Annotated in this window: 16 protein-coding genes; 8 read left to right on the top strand and 8 right to left on the bottom strand. The window is 64.2% G+C overall.

What is annotated here, in order from left to right:
* Window positions 1-35: 35 nt before the first annotated feature.
* Together AB7290_RS06510 and AB7290_RS06505 are read right to left on the bottom strand one after the other, a co-directional pair.
* Window positions 36-3023 (bottom strand): cell division protein, encoded by a 2988-nt coding sequence (locus tag AB7290_RS06510; protein ID WP_085400816.1) that lies wholly within the window; start codon window positions 3021-3023, stop codon window positions 36-38.
* A gap of 224 nt (window positions 3024-3247) precedes the next feature.
* A complete protein-coding gene (locus AB7290_RS06505) occupies window positions 3248-5155 on the bottom strand; it encodes a M3 family oligoendopeptidase (protein ID WP_085400817.1) in 1908 nt (635 codons plus the stop codon).
* 127 nt (window positions 5156-5282) lie between these two features.
* Between AB7290_RS06505 and AB7290_RS06500 the strand changes: the two genes are divergently transcribed.
* The 4 genes from AB7290_RS06500 to AB7290_RS06485 all read left to right on the top strand — a co-directional run bounded on the left by AB7290_RS06500 (window position 5283) and on the right by AB7290_RS06485 (window position 12174).
* A complete protein-coding gene (locus AB7290_RS06500; RefSeq protein ID WP_085400819.1) occupies window positions 5283-6779 on the top strand; it encodes a sigma-54-dependent transcriptional regulator in 1497 nt (498 codons plus the stop codon).
* A gap of 366 nt (window positions 6780-7145) precedes the next feature.
* Entirely contained in the window at window positions 7146-9401 is a 2256-nt protein-coding gene (locus tag AB7290_RS06495; protein ID WP_085400821.1) for a L,D-transpeptidase family protein, read from the top strand.
* 284 nt (window positions 9402-9685) lie between these two features.
* Window positions 9686-11293 carry a DUF882 domain-containing protein gene (locus AB7290_RS06490; protein WP_245344057.1) on the top strand — a complete coding sequence of 536 codons (1608 nt, stop codon included), beginning with the start codon at window positions 9686-9688 and terminating at the stop codon, window positions 11291-11293.
* A 347-nt stretch (window positions 11294-11640) separates the two neighbouring features.
* Window positions 11641-12174 (top strand): hypothetical protein, encoded by a 534-nt coding sequence (locus AB7290_RS06485; RefSeq protein WP_084794965.1) that lies wholly within the window; start codon window positions 11641-11643, stop codon window positions 12172-12174.
* A gap of 98 nt (window positions 12175-12272) precedes the next feature.
* Here the strand turns inward: AB7290_RS06485 and AB7290_RS06480 are convergent, their stop codons facing one another.
* From AB7290_RS06480 to AB7290_RS06470, 3 genes are all read right to left on the bottom strand, one after another.
* Window positions 12273-12698 carry a DUF1801 domain-containing protein gene (locus tag AB7290_RS06480; RefSeq protein WP_085400827.1) on the bottom strand — a complete coding sequence of 142 codons (426 nt, stop codon included), beginning with the start codon at window positions 12696-12698 and terminating at the stop codon, window positions 12273-12275.
* A gap of 154 nt (window positions 12699-12852) precedes the next feature.
* Window positions 12853-13125 (bottom strand): DUF2312 domain-containing protein, encoded by a 273-nt coding sequence (locus AB7290_RS06475; RefSeq protein WP_014492426.1) that lies wholly within the window; start codon window positions 13123-13125, stop codon window positions 12853-12855.
* A gap of 198 nt (window positions 13126-13323) precedes the next feature.
* Window positions 13324-13626: a DUF1244 domain-containing protein gene (locus tag AB7290_RS06470; protein WP_085400829.1), complete on the bottom strand. Its 303-nt coding sequence runs from the start codon at window positions 13624-13626 to the stop codon at window positions 13324-13326.
* A gap of 180 nt (window positions 13627-13806) precedes the next feature.
* Between AB7290_RS06470 and AB7290_RS06465 the strand changes: the two genes are divergently transcribed.
* Complete coding sequence (locus AB7290_RS06465) at window positions 13807-14406, top strand: DUF1036 domain-containing protein (RefSeq protein ID WP_085400831.1); 600 nt, start codon at window positions 13807-13809, stop codon at window positions 14404-14406.
* Window positions 14403-15839, top strand: coding sequence for a pyruvate kinase (pyk, locus tag AB7290_RS06460; RefSeq protein WP_085400833.1), 1437 nt, complete (start codon window positions 14403-14405; stop codon window positions 15837-15839). Before AB7290_RS06465 ends, pyk begins: the two co-directional genes overlap by 4 nt.
* A 151-nt stretch (window positions 15840-15990) precedes the next feature.
* Here the strand turns inward: pyk and AB7290_RS06455 are convergent, their stop codons facing one another.
* Both AB7290_RS06455 and AB7290_RS06450 read right to left on the bottom strand, forming a co-directional pair.
* Window positions 15991-16671, bottom strand: a complete 681-nt coding sequence (locus tag AB7290_RS06455; RefSeq protein WP_063981105.1) for a TetR family transcriptional regulator — start codon at window positions 16669-16671, stop codon at window positions 15991-15993.
* A 447-nt stretch (window positions 16672-17118) separates the two neighbouring features.
* Window positions 17119-17283 (bottom strand): Flp family type IVb pilin, encoded by a 165-nt coding sequence (locus AB7290_RS06450; protein WP_014492421.1) that lies wholly within the window; start codon window positions 17281-17283, stop codon window positions 17119-17121.
* A gap of 399 nt (window positions 17284-17682) precedes the next feature.
* Here AB7290_RS06450 and AB7290_RS06445 point away from each other — a divergent pair, with 399 nt between their 5' ends.
* Together AB7290_RS06445 and AB7290_RS06440 are read left to right on the top strand one after the other, a co-directional pair.
* Entirely contained in the window at window positions 17683-19170 is a 1488-nt protein-coding gene (locus AB7290_RS06445) for a hypothetical protein (protein ID WP_085400834.1), read from the top strand.
* Between the two features lie 237 nt (window positions 19171-19407).
* Window positions 19408-19686, top strand: a complete 279-nt coding sequence (locus AB7290_RS06440) for a hypothetical protein (protein WP_085400836.1) — start codon at window positions 19408-19410, stop codon at window positions 19684-19686.
* 234 nt (window positions 19687-19920) lie between these two features.
* On the opposite strand, the gene AB7290_RS06435 is transcribed toward AB7290_RS06440, so the two are convergent.
* The gene (locus AB7290_RS06435; RefSeq protein WP_085400838.1) at window positions 19921-20568 is read right to left on the bottom strand and encodes an HAD family hydrolase; all 648 of its coding nucleotides are present in this window, start codon (window positions 20566-20568) and stop codon (window positions 19921-19923) included.
* Window positions 20569-20856: the final 288 nt, after the last annotated feature.

The raw sequence follows: 20856 nt of genomic DNA, 5'->3' as shown, positions 1-20856 counted from the left end.
AATTCCGATTGCCGGGAATCCGGCTGTCGCGCTGCTCAGCCCTGATCGATCATCGTGGCGGTGACGCTCGCAGTTTGCCGCCGAGGTACCGGAAGACCGAGCGCCTCGCGGACCGCGTCGATCGCCGGCTCGCCCGCTTCAGTGAATCGGGCCATATGCGGATCGACGCCGGCCCCGACCGCGACCGGATTGTCCCCGGACAGGAAACCGTGCGCCATGTGGAAGCCCAGCGCGCGGTAGACCTCGAACTGCTCCTCCGAGAAGAACTGGTCACCCGTGGTCTCGTGCGGGAAGCGGTCGTTTCGCCGCGCGTAGTCCCGGATGTAGTCGTTCTCGTCGCCATTGAGCGACGATTTGACGTAAACGAGATAACCCTGCTCGTCGCCTCCATAGTCGATGGTGCCGATCGCGACGTGGACGTGGTCTCGGGCAATGTCGTCGCGCTCGTCGGCCGCGCCGGGATCACCCGCCTTGTCGGCATTGCGCGCCATCAGCGCACGCGTGCGCTCGCGAATCGGCGTCCATGGCAGGTCGATGCGGACGCCGAGATCGATGCGGGCGTAACGCTGCAACGTCATCAGGGAACCGAAATTCATCGGCGCATCGGCTTCCGCATCGACCGCGATGATCACCTTGCAGCGGCGGCGCAACAGCTCGTAGACGCCGAGATTCTCGATATGACCGCCGTCCGTCAGATAGACGCTGTCGCTGTTCTCGTACAGGCGCCCCGAGATCTCCGACCAGAAATAGATCGGCGTGGAGCGGCGCTGCGGCCGGACACGCTCATCGACGTAACGCGGGTTCTTCAGCCAATAGCCGAGCCGGACGTTGAGGAGCGCAAGCGTGGGCGTCAGCGCCTTGATCGAGCTCGAACCCATGTTCGAGGAGGCCGCGGCTCCGGAAATCGCCATTGCGGTGGCGAGATCGAGACTTTGCTCGTCGTCCTGCACCAGAGCGGTGGGCGCATAGCCCGTCGCCTCGCTGCCGACGTTCAGGGCGGAGAACACGAAGAAGTCCGCGTTGCGTCCGCGCCGGTTGGCAAAGTCGGAGCCTTGAATATTCAGCGCCGTATTGATGAGCTGATAGGGCGCGTGCAGCTTCGGCTTAGCCGGCTGCCCTGGAGTCCGGGCCGTCGCGGCCGGAGCCGCGTAGAGATCCGTCAGCTTCATGCGGTCGAGCGCCTTGAAATCGCGCCCCTGGTCGAGACTGGCTTCGGCGGGCGCGACGCGCCCGTCGGCCGAACGCGTCGGATCGAACAGGAAGGCCTTGCTCAGGCGATCGCGATAGAGCCGGTGCAACGAGTTCGCATTCGGCGTCAGGCAGAACGAGATGGCGAACAGCAGCACGCCGGCGAACGTGTAGAGGATCACCATGTGCAGACTGTAGGAGTAGGCGAGCTCCGAAGCGTTCCCTTGGAACAGGCTGGGAAAACGCACCTGAACCACCTGCCCCGCTTTCTGAGCCAGAAACAGGAGCCAGGCGGGCGTGTGCCAGGTCGGCGTCAACTGCTCGGCATCTGCCACGACCTGCGGTGCGGCTTTCGGCGTGATTTCCGCCGACAAGGTCCCCTTGCTGACATCGAACTGAATCCTGCCTGCGAGGCTTCCGGACGGCGCGTTCGATTTGGCATTGACCAGGCACTCTCGCTGGGAGGTTGCGCCCATGACGGACGGACACCTCTCGAACAGGTCGTTGGCGATGCCCCAATAGGACAGATAGAGGTATGCGACCCAGATGACGAGCGGAAGCGCAAGACCCGCGATCCATAGCGCGACCTTGGCGACGACCGCGAGCACAAGCGAACCCCATTGCGAGGATGCGCTGTTGCCCTTCAGCAATTCCACGAATTGCTGCCTGAACGCGGTGACGAAGACGCCGATTGGCGCAGCCACCGCCGCGAGCGACTTGATCCAGGTGATCGCAACCGCAGCAGCCGGTCCACCGATTGCGCTGCTCTCGGCGACATCGAACATCTGCTCCAGCATGAAGGGTTGAAACTCGAAGAAGGCGATCACCGCCAGCAGCACCAGGAAGGTCGCGCCCATGCTCGGCCAGTGCGAACGGAACTCCTGCCGCTTGCCGGGGCTCGCGAGCGACTGCTTGAGCGCCCATCCGAAGAACAGGACGCCGCCGATGATTGCGATCGACAGGCTCAGCGCAAAATGCTGGACCTTGAGAAACCTCGCGAAGTCGCACGCGACGCCCAGCAACAGCGCGATCCCGCCAATATAGGCGAACACGACACTGGGACCGCTGCCGCGGACCGAGCGGGAGGTGAAATAGGCGAGCCCGCTGCAAGCGAACATCACCAGCGCGACGACCAGGCCGAATGTGCTGAAACCGTAACGATCGATGTCGCTGAAATCATGCAGCTCGCACAACGACCTGTTGTTGAGACTGATGCCGAAGATGTTCGCATCCGTCAGGCAGCTCCGTAGCGGCGTCGACCAGATGGTGACGGCGGCAAGCAGCAGCACGATGGGTAACGTCAACCCGATATTGGCGACCAGTCCCCGCACGACGATCGCAACTCCGGTCAGAAGATCGCGGGCACCGGCGGGGATCAGATAGTTGGAATAGTTGCGCAGGTGTCCGACCGACGGCGTATCGCTGATCTCGGCGGACGTGACGGTTCCGCCGGCGGGTCTCTCGCCGAACACAAAGCGCCGTGCGGTTGTCATGGTGGCGCTGAGCGAGGTGCCGATATAGCCGCCGCCCGACACGGTGGAGAGATAGTCGATCCGGCCGATCAGGTTGTGGTGGTTCAGTGCCTGGAGCACGCCGAGGCAAACGGCCGACGAGCGAATGCCACCGCCGGACAACGCAAGCCCTGTGACGTCGAGCAACTGGCAGGGTTGCAGGCCATCGGCATCGAGGCGCCGTTCCGGCTCGCGGCGGGTGTTGATCGCCTCGATCTCATCGCAGACGATCTGATGGTGCTTCTCGCACCAGGGCGTTTCCTGATCGACGGCGGCAGCATTTCTCGCCATCGGAACCGGCGTGGCGGGCCCTTGATGGAGCATGGGTGCCTCCCCAGGGAGAAACCGATCAATCCACAATCAATAGTAGAAAATCATCTTTCGAGTATCTGTTGAGTTAGTCTTGCGGGCCGCGCGAACGTTCAATCGCACGTAGCAAATTGCCGGCCTCCGCCGCGAAGGTCGCCCGCGCGCATGGATGGAACTGGGGGCCACAAAAACTTGCGACACCCGCATTCCGTGCGCCGGGAAGGAACTCGCGCTTCGCCTCAGCCCATCGCCTCGAGCTCGTCGATCATCCCGGCGATGACCGAGAGACCGCCGTCCCAGAATTTGGGATCCTTGGCATCGAGTCCGAACGGTCGCAGCAGCTCGGAATAATGCTTGGTGCCGCCGGCGGCGAGCATGTCGAGGTAGCGCTCGGCAAAGCCCTCGGCCGCATTCTCGTAGACGGCGTAGAGCGAGTTCACGAGACAATCACCGAAGGCATAGGCGTAGACGTAGAACGGCGAGTGGATGAAGTGCGGGATGTACATCCAGTAGTTCTCGTAGCCCGCCTTGATCTCGATCGCCGGCCCGAGGCTCTCGCCCTGCACCGACAGCCAGATCTCGCCGAGCCGCGTCGCGGTGAGCTCGCCGTTCTTGCGCTCGGTGTGGACCGCGCGCTCGAACGAATAGAACGCGATCTGCCGCACCACGGTGTTGATCATGTCCTCGACCTTGCCGGCGAGCAGCGCCTGGCGCTGCCGGGCGCTCTTGGTCTGCGCCAGCAGCCGCCGGAAGGTCAGCATCTCGCCGAACACGCTCGCGGTCTCGGCCAGCGTCAGCGGCGTCGGCGCCATCAGCGCGCCGTTCTTCGCGGCCAGCACCTGGTGCACGCCATGGCCGAGCTCATGCGCGAGCGTCATCACGTCGCGCGGCTTGCCCTGGTAGTTCATCAGCACGTAAGGATGCGCCGACGGCGTGGTCGGATGCGAGAACGCGCCCGGCGCCTTGCCCGGACGCACCGGCGCGTCGATCCAGCGATCGGTGAAGAAGCGCTCGGCGATATCGGCCATTTTTGGCGAGAAGCCGCGATAGGCCGTCAGCACCATGTTGCGCGCATCGGGCCAGCCGATGACGCCGGTCGCGGCGAACGGCAGCGGCGCGTTGCGGTCCCAATAAGCCAGCCGCTTCTTGCCGAACCACTTCGCCTTCAACGCATAGTAGCGATGCGACAGCTTTGGATAGGCCGCGCGCACCGAGGCGACCAGCGCGTCCACCACCTCGCGCTCGACGCGATTGCTCAGATGCCGAGAATCCGCGACGTCCTTGAACCCGCGCCAATTGTCGGAGATGTCCTTGTCCTTGGCGAGCGTGTTGGTGATCAGCGCAAAGGTGCGTTCATTGGCCTTGAAGGTTTTGGCCAGCGCTTCGGCCGCAGCCTTGCGCTTTGTGCCGTCACGGTCCTGCAGGAAATTGAGCGTCGGCTCGATCGCGAGCTCTTTGGCGCCGACCTTGAAGCGCAGGCCCGAGATGGTCTGATCGAACAGCCGGTTGAAGGCGGAATAGCCGGTTTGCGACTTCTCCAGGAAGAGCTGCTCGAGCTTGTCGTCGAGCTGGTACGGCTTCTCCTTGCGCAGATCCTCGATCCAGGGGCGGTAATGCGCGAGCTCGGCGGCCTGCATCGCGCGGTTCAAAATATCGTCATCGACGCGGTTGAGCTCGAGCGCGAAGAACAGGAGATGCGTGGACGCCGCCGTCAGCCGCTCCGAGACATCGCCGTAAAACTTTGAAATCTTGGGATCAACGCTGTCGCCGGCATGGACGAGGCCGGCATAGGAGCCGAGACGGCCGGCGAGATCGTCGATCGCCTCATAGCGTCGCACCGCCTCGGCGAGCCATTTTCCGCCATCTTCGTTTGCTGTCCCTGTGGCGAGCTTGCCCCTGTAGTCGGTCTCGAACGCGACGCAATCGGCGTCCATCCTTTCGAGATCGCGCGCCACTTCCGGCGCATCGATCCCGGAATAGAGGTCGGCGAGGTTCCACTCCGGAAGCCTGCCGGTCTTGCCCGCAGGCTTTGCGGGCAAAGATTTGGAGGACTTTGCCTTGGCGGCGGATTTCCTGGTGCTTGGCTTGCGGAGAGCGGGCTTGCTGGAGGCAGATTTCTTGAGAGCAGATTTGGAGCGCGAATTCATTGTGTGGGAAACCTGTGTTCAACAAGCGCAACGGCGGGCGGGGGCATCAAGGTTTAAGAGTGCGTTAATCGGCTTCGGCCAGAGTGACCCGATTCGAGACAGATAGTAGTAGCGTGCGGGGAACACCATGGCTGCCTGTATTTTGATCGCCGACGACGACGCAGTAGCCCGCCGGCTGGTCGAGAACATGGTGCAGAAATGCGGCTATGAGACGGTCGTCGTGGACTCCGGCGACGCCGCGATCGCCGCCCTCACCGCCCCCGATGCACCGGCGATCGACGCCGTCATCCTCGATCTCGTGATGCCCGGCCTCGACGGCATGGGCGTGCTGGCGAAAATCCGCGAGGCCGGCCTCGGCGTCCCCGTCATCGTGCAGACCGCCCATGGCGGCATCGACAACGTGATCTCGGCGATGCGCGCGGGCGCGGCCGATTTCGTCGTCAAGCCGGTTGGCTTGGAGCGGCTCCAGGTCTCTCTGCGCAACGCACTCAATGCCTCCGCGCTCAAGGGCGAGTTGCAGCGCATCCGTCACAGCCGCGAGGGCCGGCTGACTTTCTCCGACATCATCACCCGCGCCGAGGCGATGGCGGCCGTGATGCGCGCCGCGCAGAAGGCCGCGGGCTCGTCGATCCCTGTGCTAATCGAGGGCGAGTCCGGCGTCGGCAAGGAGATGTTCGCACGCGCCATCCATGGCAGCGGCGAGCGCAAGGCGAAGCCGTTCGTCGCGGTCAATTGCGGCGCGATCCCCGACAATCTGGTCGAGTCGATCCTGTTCGGCCACGAGAAGGGCGCCTTCACCGGCGCCACCGAACGGCACACCGGCAAGTTCGTCGAGGCTCATGGCGGCACGCTGTTCCTGGACGAGGTCAGCGAGCTGCCGCTCACCGCACAGGTCAAGCTGCTGCGCGCACTTCAGGAAGGCGCGGTCGAAGCGGTCGGCGGACGCAAGCCGTTGAAGGTCGACGTCCGGATCATCTCCGCGACCAACCGCAGGCTGCTGGAGCGGGTGAAGCAGGGCCATTTCCGCGAAGATCTGTTCTATCGCCTCCACGTGCTGCCGCTGACGATCCCCTCGCTGCGGGCGCGGCGTGAGGACATCCCGTATCTGCTCCGGCATTTCCTGGCGCGCTTTGCCGCCGAGGAGAATCGCCTCATCACCGGCATCAGCGGCGAGGCCGTGGCGCACCTCGCCCAGCTCGACTGGCCCGGCAACATCCGCCAGCTCGAAAACGCGGTCTACCGCGCGGTGGTGATGAGCGAGGGCGACCAGCTTGACCTTGCCGACTTCCCCCTGCTCACCTCGCAGCCGCATCTCGAGACCGACATCCCGACCGCGCCGCTGATGCTCGAGCCGATCGCGGCGCCCTCGGTGGTGTCGGGTGGTGAAATACCGATCGCGCCGCTGCCGCTGGCGGGGGCCCTTTCCATGCTGACCCCCACCGGCGACGTCCGCCCGCTGGACGACATGGAGAACGAGATCATCCGCTTCGCGATCTCGCATTATCGGGGGCAGATGTCCGAGGTCGCCCGCCGCCTCAAGATCGGCCGGTCCACGCTCTACCGCAAGCTCGACGAAGCCGGGGTTCCCGGACATGGCGGCAAAAGCGGTGAGGAGACGCCCTGAGCCTCATGCGAACGGAGGTTTGCCTGGCGTCGCGATGACGCCGCAAGCCCTTCGCATTACGGCAAAATCCGGCTGCGGCGTGAACCGTGACTTGGAAGTGACAGACACATGGAAAAGCGTCTGCCAAAGCCGCACAATCCGTTGCAAACGGGCTTTCTTGAAGTCAGTTTGTCGTGAGTTGTCCCGGGTAGCGCTGGCCGCCCAAACGGGGCCTGTATATCGTCTGCGTAGGATTCGTTCGTCCGCGTATGAATTGTTGCGTGCAGGCGTGCAACTTTCGAGCGGCCGGCGCAGTTTAGCCCGAAGCTCATTAGGCGATAATGAAGCTGTTCCACGAGGGACAGTTCACCCGAGGGGTGCGACACAATGCGTGACTGTTTGAACCACCGTGCGGGCTTTGACCGCGTCTTGATGACGGTCGCGGCGACCTTCCTCACGGTATCGGCCAGCTCGGCTCTGGCGCAGGATCAGGCGCGCAGCAGCGCCGCCGAACTCGCGATCGAAGCCGCGATCCCGCGCCCCGAGCCCGCAAACGTCCCGCCCCCGACCGCATCCGATATCAAGCTCGACACCACGGCGACGGTTCAGGACTCCGCAAAGGAGCCGGCCAAGGAACCGGTGAAGGCCGAAGCCGCACCGGCCCCCGACAAGGTCGAGACCAAGCCTTCCGACGTCGCCACCACGCCTGCAGCTGAGGCGCCGAAGAGCGAAACCGCCAAGATCGAGCCCGCCAAGACCGAGCCCGCGAAGTCCGAGGCCGCCAAGTCCGAGGCCGCGAAGACCGAGCCTGCCAAATCCGAACCGGCAAAGGCCGACACCGCGACGGCAACGCCGGCCGCGCCTGCGGCCCCCGCTGCGGCTCCGGCCGCCGAGCCGGTGAAGGCCGCGAGCAACGTTCCCGCCGCCGACCAGCCGGTCGCCGACAAGCTGAAGGACATCATCGGCGCCAAGACCTCGCGCCATTTCGACCGCAAGAACGAGCGCGCCGCGATCGAGAAGTTTTACGGTGCACGCGACTTCGCGCCGGTCTGGACCCAGGCCGGCAGCCTGACCGCTGCGGCCAAGGGCGTGATCACGCGGCTGAAGGATGCGGCCTCCGATGGCCTCAATCCCGCCGACTACCCGGTGCCGGATTTCGCCGCCGCCACGACGCCCGATGCGCTCGCTGATGCCGAGCTGAAGCTCACCGCCAGCATGTTTGACTATGCGCGCCAGGCCCAGAGCGGCCGCATGCACTGGTCGCAGGTCAGCGGCGACATCCTCTATCCCGAGCATCCGGTCGATCCGAGCGAGGTGCTCGCCAAGGTCACGACCGCAGCCGACGCCTCCGCAGCGCTCGACGGCTACAACCCGCCGCAGAAGCTCTACAAGGAGCTGAAGGCCAAGCTCGCCGAGCTGCGCGGCCAGGGCAGCGGCCCGGTGATCGAGATCGCCGACGGTCCGGCGCTGAAATACACCCCGGCCGGCAAGAAGCAGGCTGAAATCGTCGTTGACGATCCGCGCGTGCCGCAGCTCCGCGCCAAGCTCGGTCTCGCCGAGAACGCCAGCGACACCCGCTATGACGCCACCGTCGCCGAAGCCGTGCGCAAATTCCAGAGCGGCGCCGAAATGAAGGTAACAGGCATCCTCGACGACAAGACCGTCAAGGCGATCAACACGCCGAAGCGCGACAAGCAGATCGACGTTGTGCTGGTGAACATGGAGCGCTGGCGCTGGCTGCCGCGCGACCTCGGCGTCCCCTCGCTGGGCGATGCCTATGTCATCCTCAATATTCCTGACTACACACTGAAGGTGATGCAGCGTGGCCAGCAGGTCTGGACCACTCGCGTCGTCACCGGCAAGCCGGGCACGCATGCGACCCCGCTGCTCACCGAGACGATGAAATACATCACGGTCAATCCGACCTGGAACGTGCCGCCGTCGATCGTCTACAACGAATACCTGCCGGCGCTTCAGCAGGACCCGACCGTGCTCCAGCGCATGGGCCTCAAGCTCGAGCAGAACCGCGACGGCTCCGTGCACATCTCGCAGCCGCCCGGTGAAGCCAACGCGCTCGGCCGCATCCGCTTCAACTTCCCGAACAAGTTCCTGGTCTATCAGCACGACACGCCGGACAAGAACCTGTTCGCCAGGGACGATCGCGCCTTCAGCCATGGCTGCATGCGCGTGCAGAATCCGGATCAGTACGCCTCCGTGCTGCTCAACATCGCCATGCCGAACGAGAAGTACACGCCGGAGCGCGTGCGCAGCATGTACGGCAAGAGCGAGATCGACCTGAAATTCCCGACGCCGATCCCGGTCAACATCACCTATCAGACCGCGTTCGTGGACGATGGCGGCAAGCTGCAAATCCGCAAGGACGTCTATGGCCGTGACGCGACCATGATCAACATCCTGAAGAACAGCCGCGGCAAGGATCTCGAGAACGTCGTCGCACACTCCCAGCCGAGCTATTCGCGCCCGGCGACGACGCTGCCCTCGGGCGTTGCGGTCGCCAACAACGGTGGCAGCAGCTTCGGCTCGTCGGGTCCGAACTTCTTCGAGCGCCTGTTCGGGGCCCCGACTCCGCCGCCGGCTCCGGTCGGCCGCCGGCCGCAGCAGCAGCGGGTGTTTACCCGCTGAGGCCTCCCGACAGGGCTTTGCCGGAAATTCTCTAGTAAGATCAGCGACCTCATCCCCCTGGATGGGGTCGTTTAACGTTAACCATTCTCCACCCGAACTCCGGCAGCGGGCGTTTTTTTGCCACACTGAACCGCTTAGGTTCGTATTGTGACTTGGTTTGGGGTCGGGAAGGTCAACCTCGAATTAACCTTCTCGCTTTAAGAAAGCGTTCATCCTCTTTCGCGCGCTAACGGGGTTGCCGGGAGAGTCCATTTTGAACGCTCGTCGACTGGGTGGGCTCATTCGTGCTGACTGGTCTCGCACGCAAATTCGCAGTGCTGTCGTTGTCCCATGCGGGAGTGAAGGCCGGATCCCGGATCGGCCTCGCTTCCGCACTGCTGCTTGCTGCCGCGGGCTCGGTCCATGACGCCGCTGCGCTGAACGAGACCAAGACGCTCTCGTTCCACCACACCCATTCCGGCGAAGACCTCACCGTCACCTTCAAGCGCGACGGCCGCTTCGACGAGGCCGCGCTGAAGCAGCTCAACCACTTCCTGCGCGACTGGCGGACCCAGGACGAGACGGTCATGGACCGCCGCCTGTTCGACATCCTCTGGGAAGTCTATCGCGACGTCGACGGCAAGCAGCCGATCCAGATCATCTCCTCCTACCGCTCCCCCGCCACCAACGCGATGCTCCGCCGCCGCTCTTCGGGTGTGGCGCGCTTCAGCCAGCACATGCTGGGGCATGCGATGGACTTCCACATTCCGGGCGTGCCGCTGGAGCAGATCCGCTTCGCCGGCCTGCGCCTGCAGCGCGGCGGCGTCGGCTTCTATCCGACCTCCGGCTCGCCCTTCGTCCATCTGGATACCGGCAGCATCCGGCACTGGCCGCGCATGACGCATGACCAGCTCGCCCGCGTGTTCCCGGATGGCCGCACGGTCCACGTTCCGACCGACGGCACGCCGCTGAAGGGCTATGAGCTGGCCAAGGCCGACATCGAGCGCCGCGGCACCGGCGACGATTCCGGCAGCAAGCCGAGTTTCTTTGCCGCTCTGTTCAAGAGCAAGTCGGCTCCCGCCGCCACGAGCAGCGACGAGGATGACGAGGGCGCGCCCGCCCCGGCCGCGAAGCCTGTTGCGCCGACCGTGGTTGCCGCCGCGGCCAAACCGGCCGATCCGGTGCCGACACCGCGCGCCAAGCCGCAGATCGCCGCTGCGATCCAGCTCGCTTCGGCCGATGCGCAGCTCGTTGCACCGCCCAAGCCGAAGCCCGCGCCCGTGGCTGACAAGCCGGCAGCCGGCAAGCCCGAGACCCCGGCCGACATCATCAATGCCCGCGGCTTCTGGGATACCCCTGCGACCCCGCAGCAGGCGACGCCAGCTCAAGTGGCTGCGCTGAAGGCCCGCCAGGCGCTCGCCGCCGCCACCGAGCCGCAAGCGACCGCGAGCGTCTCCAGCGCGGCCTATCAGGCGCTGGCCTATGCGCCGGCGTCCGCCTCCCCGGTCGACCGCGCCAACGTCGTCGCCGCCTCCGCGCCGATCCCGCGCACAGGCCGCCCCGTTGCCGCGACGCGCGGCCTTGCGCCCGCGACCGAGATCAACACGGTGGTCGGCAAGAGCATCGACGGCAGGATCGCAACCGCGACCCGCCTCTCCGCCGCCAGGGGCGAGAGCATCTGGCTCAAGATCGTGATGCTGTCGCCGAGCGCCAGCCGCGCGATGTCGGTGACGCTGATGGGCGAGCTCGATACCGTTGCCCTGCGCGGCTATTTCGTCAAACCGCAGGCCGTAATCGCGATGGGCTTTGCCGACGATCCGATGCAGGGCCTGTCCTGCGACAGTTTTACGGGCAGCGCGACCGCGAAGCTCGAGACGACGTCGTTCGTGGTGCGCACCGCCGCGCTGCGCTGAGATCTTTCCCCTCACGCCGTTCGGTAGTCCCGCAAGCCGGGATGAAGCCAACGGGTCGGCGCGAAGCGCCGCCCGATGACAGGCTCCGCGCAATCCTGGGGCACGACAGCGCCACACGCTCAAGTGTCGTCCCGGCCTGGTGCGCATCTGCACTAAGGGAGATTCCCCCACTTCCAACGGGTAATCCACCCGGTATCGCTACGCATTCCAAACGCGCATTGTGGCAATGCGCCCAGAACGGACGCGATGACAAAGTCCGAGGACGCGATTGCGTTAGCCTTGGTGTTCCGCGTTTCCGCAGCGGCGCCGCATAAAGGGAAGTCGCCACAGCGAAGTAGGAGCATGCGATGTCAGTTCCATGCAAGTCTGAGCTCAGCCTTCTGAACCACGACGAGCGCGAAGTCATATTGAGTACGCACCATCCCGTGGTCGGAGAGATGGAGCGCGATGGACTTGAGAGCCTTCGCGCCCGACTTCGGGATCTGCGCGACAGGGAGCGTACATTGTCGCGGCATCGACGCCGCGAAACAAAGGGAACAGCCGACCCGCGCGGCAAGAGTTTCTCCGGCACGGCAGAGCATGCAAACCGGCGCCAATCGGTTTTCGCTGCCGCCATCAAGCGCGTCAAGAACGAGCTGAGGCGCATCCGGAAGTTTGAAGCACGACGGGAGCTCGGCGAAGCGGCGCGACGGGCGTTAGCACTCCGTCGGGCGCGTCAGTTTTCTCGCCCGCAGACGACCCCAACTTCGCATGACGGCATGCGGTCCATCCCAAGCCGTCGCCGGCTCAAGAAACTCCCACCGGAAAAAATCGGAAGAGTCTCGCAGGCCAACAAGCGGGCGCAGGCCCGACGAGACGCCAAACGCGGACGCGGCAATTGAGACCGAGACCGACAATCTTGCGGATCGAGGCTGCGTGCCGGACCGGCGCAATGGCGTCCTCGCCACTTCCAAGACTACAGTGTCGAAGCCTGCAGCTTCTATCTCGCTTTCCTGACCCGCCGATCCAGATGATATGTCAACGCCAGCGAGAGGCAGACGGTGAGCTCCTGCTTCGGCAGCGCGCCGGATAGGGGCAACAGCAAAGCCCTGGTCTGCCGATATTCGAACTCATCGGGAAAGCGCTCGCGGAACGTATCGACCAGCGTCGTCTTGCAGTTGAACAAAATGGCGGCGTGCTCGGAGTCCTTGAGGCGGCCGAGCCGGATCGTGCTGCCGCTGCCGGTCTCATCGGTCAGGTAAGCCGGCTCGCCCCATTTCAGGGTCTCGGTGAGCTTGCCGACATCGTGATGTGCCGCAGCGGTCGCGAAGATCAGCTCACGTACCTGGAGCAAGCGCTTGCCGATCGGCGCCGGAAGGGCGCGGAAGGCACGGTCCACCTCGCGCGGCAGCGGCGGCGCAGTCACAGCGGTCTCCGTTCACAAACGAAGTGCAACACGCCACGCTTGTAGCCCGGATGGAGCGAAAGCGTAATCCGGGGAATGCTTCCATACTGCGAGAACCCGGATTTCGCTGCGCTCCATCCGGGCTACGGCAGCAGTGCTTGAGGCGCAAGACGCCTCAGAGCATTCCCAGCGCCTGCATATAGGTCTCGAGGATCGTCTCGGCCTCGGCGCGCTCGTTCGGGTCCTGCTTGCGCATGCGCACGATGGTGCGCAGCGCCTTGACGTCGTAGCCATTGCCCTTGCTCTCGGCATAGACGTCGCGGATGTCGTCGGAGATCGCCTTCTTCTCTTCCTCCAGCCGCTCGATGCGCTCGATGATGGATTTGAGCTGGTCCTTGGCAAATTTCGTCGCGGGCTCGTCGTCGCGGACGGCGGCGGAGGTGGCCATCTTGGTACTCCCAATGGAACTGGCAAAACGAGGTGACGCCGGCATCCTCACCGCGCGTGCTGGTTGACCCTTAGGGTTCGCCGCTCTCGCGTTCAAGGCAGCATCGCGCTCGTCCACAGCGCGCCCACACCTTCCTGCGGCGAGGCCAAGAAAGAAGTTGTGTGGTGCGACTCACCGCCAGACTGCCGGCGAGGCCGTTCAGTGCCCGGGATGGACCTTCTTCATCGCCTCGATCTGCTCGGGCGTGGCCGTGCCCTGGTGCTTCGCCTTCCAGGTCTCGTAGGGCATGCCGTAGACGGCCTCGCGGCTCTCGTCCTTGCTTAAGCTCACGCCCTGGGCGTCGGCGGCGTCCTTGAGCCAGTTGGACAGGCAGTTGCGGCAGAAGCCGGCCAGATTCATCAGATCGATGTTCTGGACGTCGGTCCGCGTCTTCAGATGATCGACCAGGCGCCGGAAAGCGGCCGCCTCGAGCTCCGTTCTGGTTTTGTCGTCGATTGCCATGGCTGGATCCCTTCGGCCTGAATTGGTTCTGCCCCCGATGGGGGTCACCCTTACGGGATCAGGTGGGCCCTTGTCACAGATTTTGCCATATCACGGCGCAAACGGCGCCAGAGCCAACCCGAAGGCCGGTTCCCCGGCCCTACGCCAAATCGTCAATCATCTGGTATACGTTCCGCGACAATGATCGCCGAATCTCCCCGCGTCCCCCTTCGCCTGCTCGCCCGGTTGGTCCCGGTGCTGGTGGTTGGCCTGCTGTGCCTGTGGGCCAGCCCGGCCTCCGCCGACTTCCGGCTTTGCAACAACACCTCGAGCCGGGTCGGCATTGCGCTCGGCTACAAGGACGCCGAGGGCTGGACCACCGAGGGCTGGTGGAACATCTCGTCCCGCTCCTGCGAGACCCTGCTGCGGGGAACGCTGGTCGCCCGCTACTATTACATCTACGCGATCGACTACGACCGCGGCGGCGAATGGTCGGGCCAGGCCTTCATGTGCTCGCGCGACAAGGAATTCACCATCCGCGGCACCGAGGATTGCCTCGCGCGCGGCTACGACCGGACCGGCTATTTCGAGGTCGATACCGGCGAGCAGCGGGCCTGGACGGTTCAGCTCACCGACGCCAACGAGCAGCCGTCACAGCAGCAGCGCGTGCCCGGCCTGCCGGGCCCGGTCGGCCCGGGTGGCGGCGTTCCGGGTTTGCCCAATAGTCCGCCCGGTGGTACGCCCCCCGCCGCGCCTGGCCTTCCGCCAGCCCCCTCGCCACCGTCTGGAAATAAGCCATGAGGCGTCTTCGCCGTATCAAGATTCTCGCGACCCTGGGACCTGCCTCTTCGGACCTCGCGATGATCCGCCGCCTGTTCGAGGCCGGCGCCGATCTGTTCCGCATCAATATGAGCCACACCCCGCATGACAAGATGCGGGAGCTGGTCGCGACGATCCGCAACGTCGAGAGCAGTTATGGCCGGCCGATCGGCATCCTGGTCGATCTCCAGGGCCCGAAGCTCAGGCTCGGCGCCTTCGCGGAAGGCGCGGTCCAGCTCCAGAACGGCCAGATCTTCACGCTCGATTCCAACAAGGCGCCGGGCGATGCCACGCGCGTCAATCTCCCGCATCCGGAGATCCTGGCAGCACTCAGGCCCGGCCATGCGCTGCTGCTCGACGACGGCAAGGTGCGGCTGATGGCCGAAGAGACCTCGAAAGAGCACGCGGTGACCCGCGTCGTGGTCGGCGGCCGGATGTCCGACCGCAAGGGCGTCAGCCTGCCGGATACGGACCTGCCGGTCTCGGCGATGACGCCGAAGGACCGCGCCGACCTCGAGGCCGCGCTGGTCACCGGCGTCGACTGGATCGCTCTATCTTTCGTGCAGCGCGCCGACGACGTCATCGAGGCCAAGAAGATGATCCGCGGCCGCGCCGCCGTGATGGCCAAGATCGAGAAGCCGCAGGCGATCGACCGCCTCGCCGAGATCATCGAGGCCTCCGACGCGCTGATGGTGGCGCGCGGCGATCTCGGCGTCGAGCTGCCGCTGGAGCGTGTGCCGAGCCTCCAGAAGCAGATGACGCGCATGGCGCGCCGCGCCGGCAAGCCGGTGGTGATCGCAACCCAAATGCTGGAATCGATGATCCAGTCGCCGGTGCCGACCCGCGCCGAAGTCTCGGACGTCGCCACCGCCGTCTATGAAGGCGCCGACGCCATCATGCTGTCGGCGGAATCGGCGGCCGGCAAATTCCCGGTCGAGGCGGTCTCGACCATGAACCGCATCGGCGAAGAGGTCGAGCGCGACCCGATTTATCGTTCCGTGCTCACCGCGCAGCGCCCCGCGCCAGAATCCACCGCCGGCGACGCCATCGCGGACGCCGCCCGCCAGATCGCCGAGACGCTCGATCTGCCGGCCCTGATCTGCTGGACCAGCTCGGGCTCGACCGCGGTGCGCGTCGCGCGCGAGCGGCCGAAGCCGCCGATCGTGGCGATCACGCCCAACATCGCGGCCGGACGCCGGCTGGCGGTGGTCTGGGGCGTGCATTGTGTGGTGGCGGAAGACGCGCGCGACCAGGACGACATGGTAAGCCGCGCCGGCCAGATCGCCTTCCGCGACGGTTTTGTCCGCGCCGGCCAGCGCGTGATCATCGTCGCCGGCGTGCCGCTCGGCATTCCCGGCACCACCAACATGGTACGCATCGCCTCGGTCGGCCCTGAGGGCGGCGCGGATATCTAGTCCGCGGGAGCCCGGCAAACAAAAAAAGACGAAAACAACCCCATGCACAGTAGCCGGCGTTGCCGGCGAAGGTGCTCGGGTTTTGTGGAAAGGCGCGCTCGGGCAATGACCTGAGCGGAATCAGGTCTCGGCCCCGGCCGCGACCTGCTCTTCAGGCCCCGACCAGCGCTTTCGCGGTCGGCAGCAGCGTCTGCTGCACCACCAGACCGCGGGCGCGGGCGTCCATCACACCGACTGCGCGCAGGGCCAGCAGCGTCACGGTCTGCACCGCATCGCGCATCCTGGCGGGATCGTCGAGATTATCGGGCGCGAGCGGCCCGACCAGAGCCTCATGCAGCGCCCCCAACAGCGCGGTGGCGGCCAGCGCGGTATCCTGCGCAGGCAAATGGCCGGCCCGCACGGCGGCGTCGATCCGCGCGGCCATCTCGCCGGCGATCTCGCGGCGGCTGGCGAGGCGGGACGCGCTGACATCGACGTCGACCGGCTCGGCCAGGATGCCCCAGGCCAACCTGCGCTGCGACAGCGTGTGGACCGCCACGGTGGTGACGGCCGCCGCCAGCGCCGAGGATGGGCCGGGCGCGGCATCGGCCGCCCGGCGGATCGCCGCGAGCTCGTCGCGCGACACCTCGGCTATCAATTCGGAGATCAGCTCGGACTTGGACGGGAAGTAGCGGTAGACCGTTCCGGCCGCGACACTGGCCCGGACAGCAACCGGCGCGATCTGCACCGCAGCCATCCCGCCTTCCGCCGCAGCTTCCCGCGCCGCAGCAAGGATCGCACTGCGCCTGGCCGCAAGGCGCTTCACCACTTGATGCGTTCGCCGATAAACCATGGCGCGCTTCCTGTCCCACACGCCAGCCGCACGCCCCGCGCGGCCGAACGCGTCGTCCCTGCAATAGATGCAAATCGTCCCGCAAGGACTGAACAACTATTCAAAGTGAATGACAAGATGCAAATGCGTAGAACGTCACGCCGGACGGACGGGAGCCCCAGCCTGGTGACGCCGGCTGGAGGGCTTTGAAGAAGAACGTGCGGGGAAGCTTGCCTGCGGGCCCATCCTTCGAGACGCCCGCCTACGGCGTGCCCTCAGGATGAGGTCGCGTTTCGCGGCAAGATATCAGACCCTCTTGGTGAGGAGCCCACCAAAGCGGGCATCTCCGGACGATGCTCCGCATCGCCGGGCGAACCATGCAGGCCGAGCAGCCTCCGGCTCACCACCCCGCAAAAGAAAAGAGCCCCGTCCGGGACGGGGCTCTCGAAACTCTCAGATCGTCCGGTCTTACTTGAGGCTGGACGAGATCGAGCCGAACTTGGTGTTCAGCGAGCTGCCGAGGTTGTTGACGACGGTGATGATCGCGAGCGCGATGCCGGCAGCGATCAGGCCGTATTCAATGGCGGTGGCGCCGGATTCGTCCTTCACGAAACGCGAAACGAGGTTCTTCATAGACTGCTCCCAAAGAGTACACGTGGCTTACAAATGGTCTGGTCTTCTCGGCTTCCCAGCGCCGCCCGACCATGGAACCGAACCTAGAGGCAAAGAATTGCGCCGCAGTTAATTCGACTGCGGAAACACGAAGCGGATTGCACGTATTCGACGATGGTAAAGGAGAATTGAAAACAATCCGTTAAATCGCAGCTATCCGCGGCAATGCCGCGGAGGCGCGATTTACCCGAAGTTATGACCGCGCATGGTCCAATGCCGCCCGCTCGGCCTGAAGCACGACGAGATGAATCGTTCATCGCGCTTCAGGTTATTGTTTGAGCATGATCTTCTCGGAAAACCGCTACACACTTTTCCGGATCATGCTCCGGCCGACAAGAACAAGCAGGACGACGAGGCGGCATGTCACTTTCCTTTGCCAACAGCATTGCGGTGCAGAGCCGCGCGCGAGCACTGCTGCCGCTCTGCGTCGGTGCCGGCACCTATCTGTTCTTCCTCTTCGTCGGCGACACGCTGCTTCAGGACTCCGACTCGTTCTGGCAGATCAGGATCGGGCAATGGATCCTCGATCACGGCGCCCTGCCCTACACCGACTTCTATTCCTTCACGCGCCCAGGAGAATCCTGGATCTCGACGTCGTGGCTGTCGCAGGTGCTGTTCGCTTTCTCCTACGCGCAATGGGGCTGGGCAGGTCCGGTCATCCTCACCGCGACCGGGATGGCGCTCACCGCTGCAGTCTTCGTCTATCTGCTCGACGCGCAGATCGAGGCGCCGCGCGCGGTGCTGTTCGCGATGCTGGCGTTGCTGCTGTCGATCCATCACGTGCTGGCGCGTCCGCATATTCTGGCGCTGCCCGTCATGGTGGCGTGGGTCGGCCTGCTGATGGCGGCTGCCGACCGCAGAAGCGCGCCGTCCTGGACTTGGCTGCCGCTGATAGCGCTCTGGGCGAATTTACATGGCGGCTTCGTGCTGGGCCTCGCACTGATCGGTCCGATCTCGCTCGAAGCGGTCGAGCATGCCGAGAAGGGACAGCGGCTGAAGCTGTTCATGCGCTGGGTGCTGTTCGGCGTCGGCGCGCTGATCGCTGCCTGCTGCACGCCGTACGGCTGGCGGACGCTGATGGGCGCAACCAACATCCTCAGCCTCGGCGAATTGCTGTCACTGATCTTCGAATGGATGCCGGCGAACTTTGCCACCTTCACCGGGTTCGAAGGCGCACTGCTCGGCCTGATCGCGCTCGGCTATTATCGCGGCCTCGTGCTGTCGGCGCCGCGGATCTTCCTGATCCTGTTCCTGACCTGGAGCGCGCTGACCCATGTCAGGAATATCGAGGCCTTCGCCTTCCTGGTGCCGCTGGTGCTGGCAAAGCCGCTCGGCGAGATGTTCGCGCGCCCGCCAGCGGACACAGCCGGCGCCGACCGCTGGCCGGCCCGCTATGTCACCGCGCTCGGTGCGCTCATGATCGTGGCCGCGAGTTGGACCTCGACCTCGCTCTACATGGGACACCATCGCTTCACGTTCACGATGGCCCAGACGCCGGTTGCGGCGGTCGACCTGCTCGAAAAACTCAGGGTGCAGCGCATCTTCAACGCCTATCAGTTCGGCGGCTATCTGATCTCGCGCGACGTCCCTGTTTACGTCGACGGCCGCGCCGAGCTCTATGGCGAAAAGTTCGTCATGGACTTCTTCAAGGCGACGGAAGGCAAGAAGCCCGAGCTGCTGCCGCGCCTGCTCGACCAGTACAAGATCGACGCGACGCTATTGGTCGCCGATGCGCCGGGCCCGCAAATCCTCGACCAGCTCAAGGGCTGGAAGCGGATCTATACGGATGACATCGCGGTGATCCATGTGCGGGACAATGCTGACGGAGCTGCGGTGCCGTCGAAGTGAGGACGTAGCTTCAGGCGTGTCCTCTCAGATGCGACGTTCGCTAAAAGATGTGAAGCGGACTTAGGCACGCACTCCGGCCATTTCGCCGTTTGACCCAAGGCGGTCGTCAAGCGGCAATGTCAATTGCTGTTATTCGACTGATGCGCCCGGAGTCAAGATAGCAGCGATGACAAAGGCTCGCGCGGTTCTCGTGTGAGTTTCAACCATCTGCCTCGTGTCAACGACCAAGAGCCATTCATGTTCGACAATCTGATGACCCTCTTGGTTATTCTGTCCTTCGGCTTTCCCGCCGTGCCGTGGTTTTTGGGTGCGCGATGGGGGTCGAGAGGAGTTTGGCTCAGTACAGGATTTGCCGTAGTCATCCTGCTATGTTTGTTTCCAATATTGTTTTGGGTTGCATGCGGTGCCTGTGGGCAGGGCGCGATAGCCATCTTTGTGCTGGGGCCGATCTGGATCGCCTCGGCATTGCTTACGGTCACTTCGGCGGCGTTCGCTTACTACAAATTCGCGCGCTGATTTCCGCAAGACCGCGAAGGCGCCGGGGGTAACGATACCGCCCACGCTGGGCATCGCAGATGAAGTGATTGAGTAAAGCATCAGCGATGTCAGCTTGTGGCCCATCAGCGAAATGGCGACACCTTTCATTGAGGTCCGCTTGGTGGCGTAGAGCGGACTGACTTTACTCACTCTGCGTTCTTCGCATTTTGACCCAAGGCGGAAAAACCGCACAGTTTGGGATCGCCTGATGGTTCAATTCGTTTGTTGCAGCAAACTCGGAAGTTCACTCATCCGATGAAAGGTTTTCCCGCAGACCCCGCGCAATTCGATTTCAGCGCTCGGATCGCCGCCGGTAAAGCCCAGAACTTGCATTCCCGCAGCCTTTGCTGCGTAAGCCCCCGACAAACCGTCTTCGATGACGATGCAGCGTGACGGATGAACGTTCAAGGTTTGCGCCGCATGAAGGAATAAGCCCGGCTCTGGCTTCCATGAACCCACTTCGTACGCGCTGAATATACGTCCCTCGAAATGATCTAGGAGCTTCGTCAATCCGAGCGTGTGTGTCAGCTTTGACATGGGCCCGTTAGACGCCACACAGGTAGGAATAGCTATTTCAGCTAACGCCGCATGAATTCCTTCGACGGGCTTCAGTTCGGCATCAAATGCTGACGCCGTAGCTCGTCTAAGGTCCGCAACGAAGGTGTCCGAAACGCTGCGACCTAACCTGCGCTCAATTTCATGCACGCAGTCGGCCATTTTTCGCCCGCGGAAAAGCTTGATTGCTTCCTCCACGCCAATCCCAGCTCCTTCCTGCGATGCTGCGCGGGCTAAGACGGCCAGCGCGATTGTTTCACTATCGACCAAGACGCCATCCGCGTCGAAAATGATGAGTTCAATCACGGTGGGGTCATTAGAAGCACGATCACGTTAGGAACGGACGTAGTTAGGTTAGAAGCTTACCCGTTCCGACGATACAGAGGGAGCACTTTGTCTGCTTCTGGCCCGTATGAGACCTGGCGAGGGGTACTAAAGATGTCCGCTCACTGGGGCTGACCGGAAGTCGTCTCGGGAGAACCAAACCGACGCGATTGACCCAAAGCCGACCTCTGCTGAGATCCGCTATTGCGCCGCTATCAGGGGCACAGCGGACCTCATACGCGCCCTGACTGCCGGGCGTTCTGCGAGTAC

This window comes from Bradyrhizobium sp. 613_E4_N2_2, from assembly GCF_052075995.1.
GTDB classification, from domain to species: domain Bacteria; phylum Pseudomonadota; class Alphaproteobacteria; order Rhizobiales; family Xanthobacteraceae; genus Bradyrhizobium; species Bradyrhizobium barranii.
The sequence above is the reverse complement of the archived record's forward strand: the minus strand, read 5'-3'. Positions and strand labels throughout refer to the sequence as shown.

Coding starts and splice junctions, on each gene's coding strand:
- AB7290_RS06510 (WP_085400816.1), bottom strand. CDS start 3,023: ATGCTCCATCAAGGGCCCGCCACGCCGGTTCCGATGGCGAGAAATGCT.
- AB7290_RS06505 (WP_085400817.1), bottom strand. CDS start 5,155: ATGAATTCGCGCTCCAAATCTGCTCTCAAGAAATCTGCCTCCAGCAAG.
- AB7290_RS06500 (WP_085400819.1), top strand. CDS start 5,283: ATGGCTGCCTGTATTTTGATCGCCGACGACGACGCAGTAGCCCGCCGG.
- AB7290_RS06495 (WP_085400821.1), top strand. CDS start 7,146: ATGCGTGACTGTTTGAACCACCGTGCGGGCTTTGACCGCGTCTTGATG.
- AB7290_RS06485 (WP_084794965.1), top strand. CDS start 11,641: ATGTCAGTTCCATGCAAGTCTGAGCTCAGCCTTCTGAACCACGACGAG.
- AB7290_RS06475 (WP_014492426.1), bottom strand. CDS start 13,125: ATGGCCACCTCCGCCGCCGTCCGCGACGACGAGCCCGCGACGAAATTT.
- AB7290_RS06470 (WP_085400829.1), bottom strand. CDS start 13,626: ATGGCAATCGACGACAAAACCAGAACGGAGCTCGAGGCGGCCGCTTTC.
- AB7290_RS06465 (WP_085400831.1), top strand. CDS start 13,807: ATGATCGCCGAATCTCCCCGCGTCCCCCTTCGCCTGCTCGCCCGGTTG.
- pyk (WP_085400833.1), top strand. CDS start 14,403: ATGAGGCGTCTTCGCCGTATCAAGATTCTCGCGACCCTGGGACCTGCC.
- AB7290_RS06455 (WP_063981105.1), bottom strand. CDS start 16,671: ATGGTTTATCGGCGAACGCATCAAGTGGTGAAGCGCCTTGCGGCCAGG.
- AB7290_RS06450 (WP_014492421.1), bottom strand. CDS start 17,283: ATGAAGAACCTCGTTTCGCGTTTCGTGAAGGACGAATCCGGCGCCACC.
- AB7290_RS06445 (WP_085400834.1), top strand. CDS start 17,683: ATGTCACTTTCCTTTGCCAACAGCATTGCGGTGCAGAGCCGCGCGCGA.
- AB7290_RS06440 (WP_085400836.1), top strand. CDS start 19,408: ATGTTCGACAATCTGATGACCCTCTTGGTTATTCTGTCCTTCGGCTTT.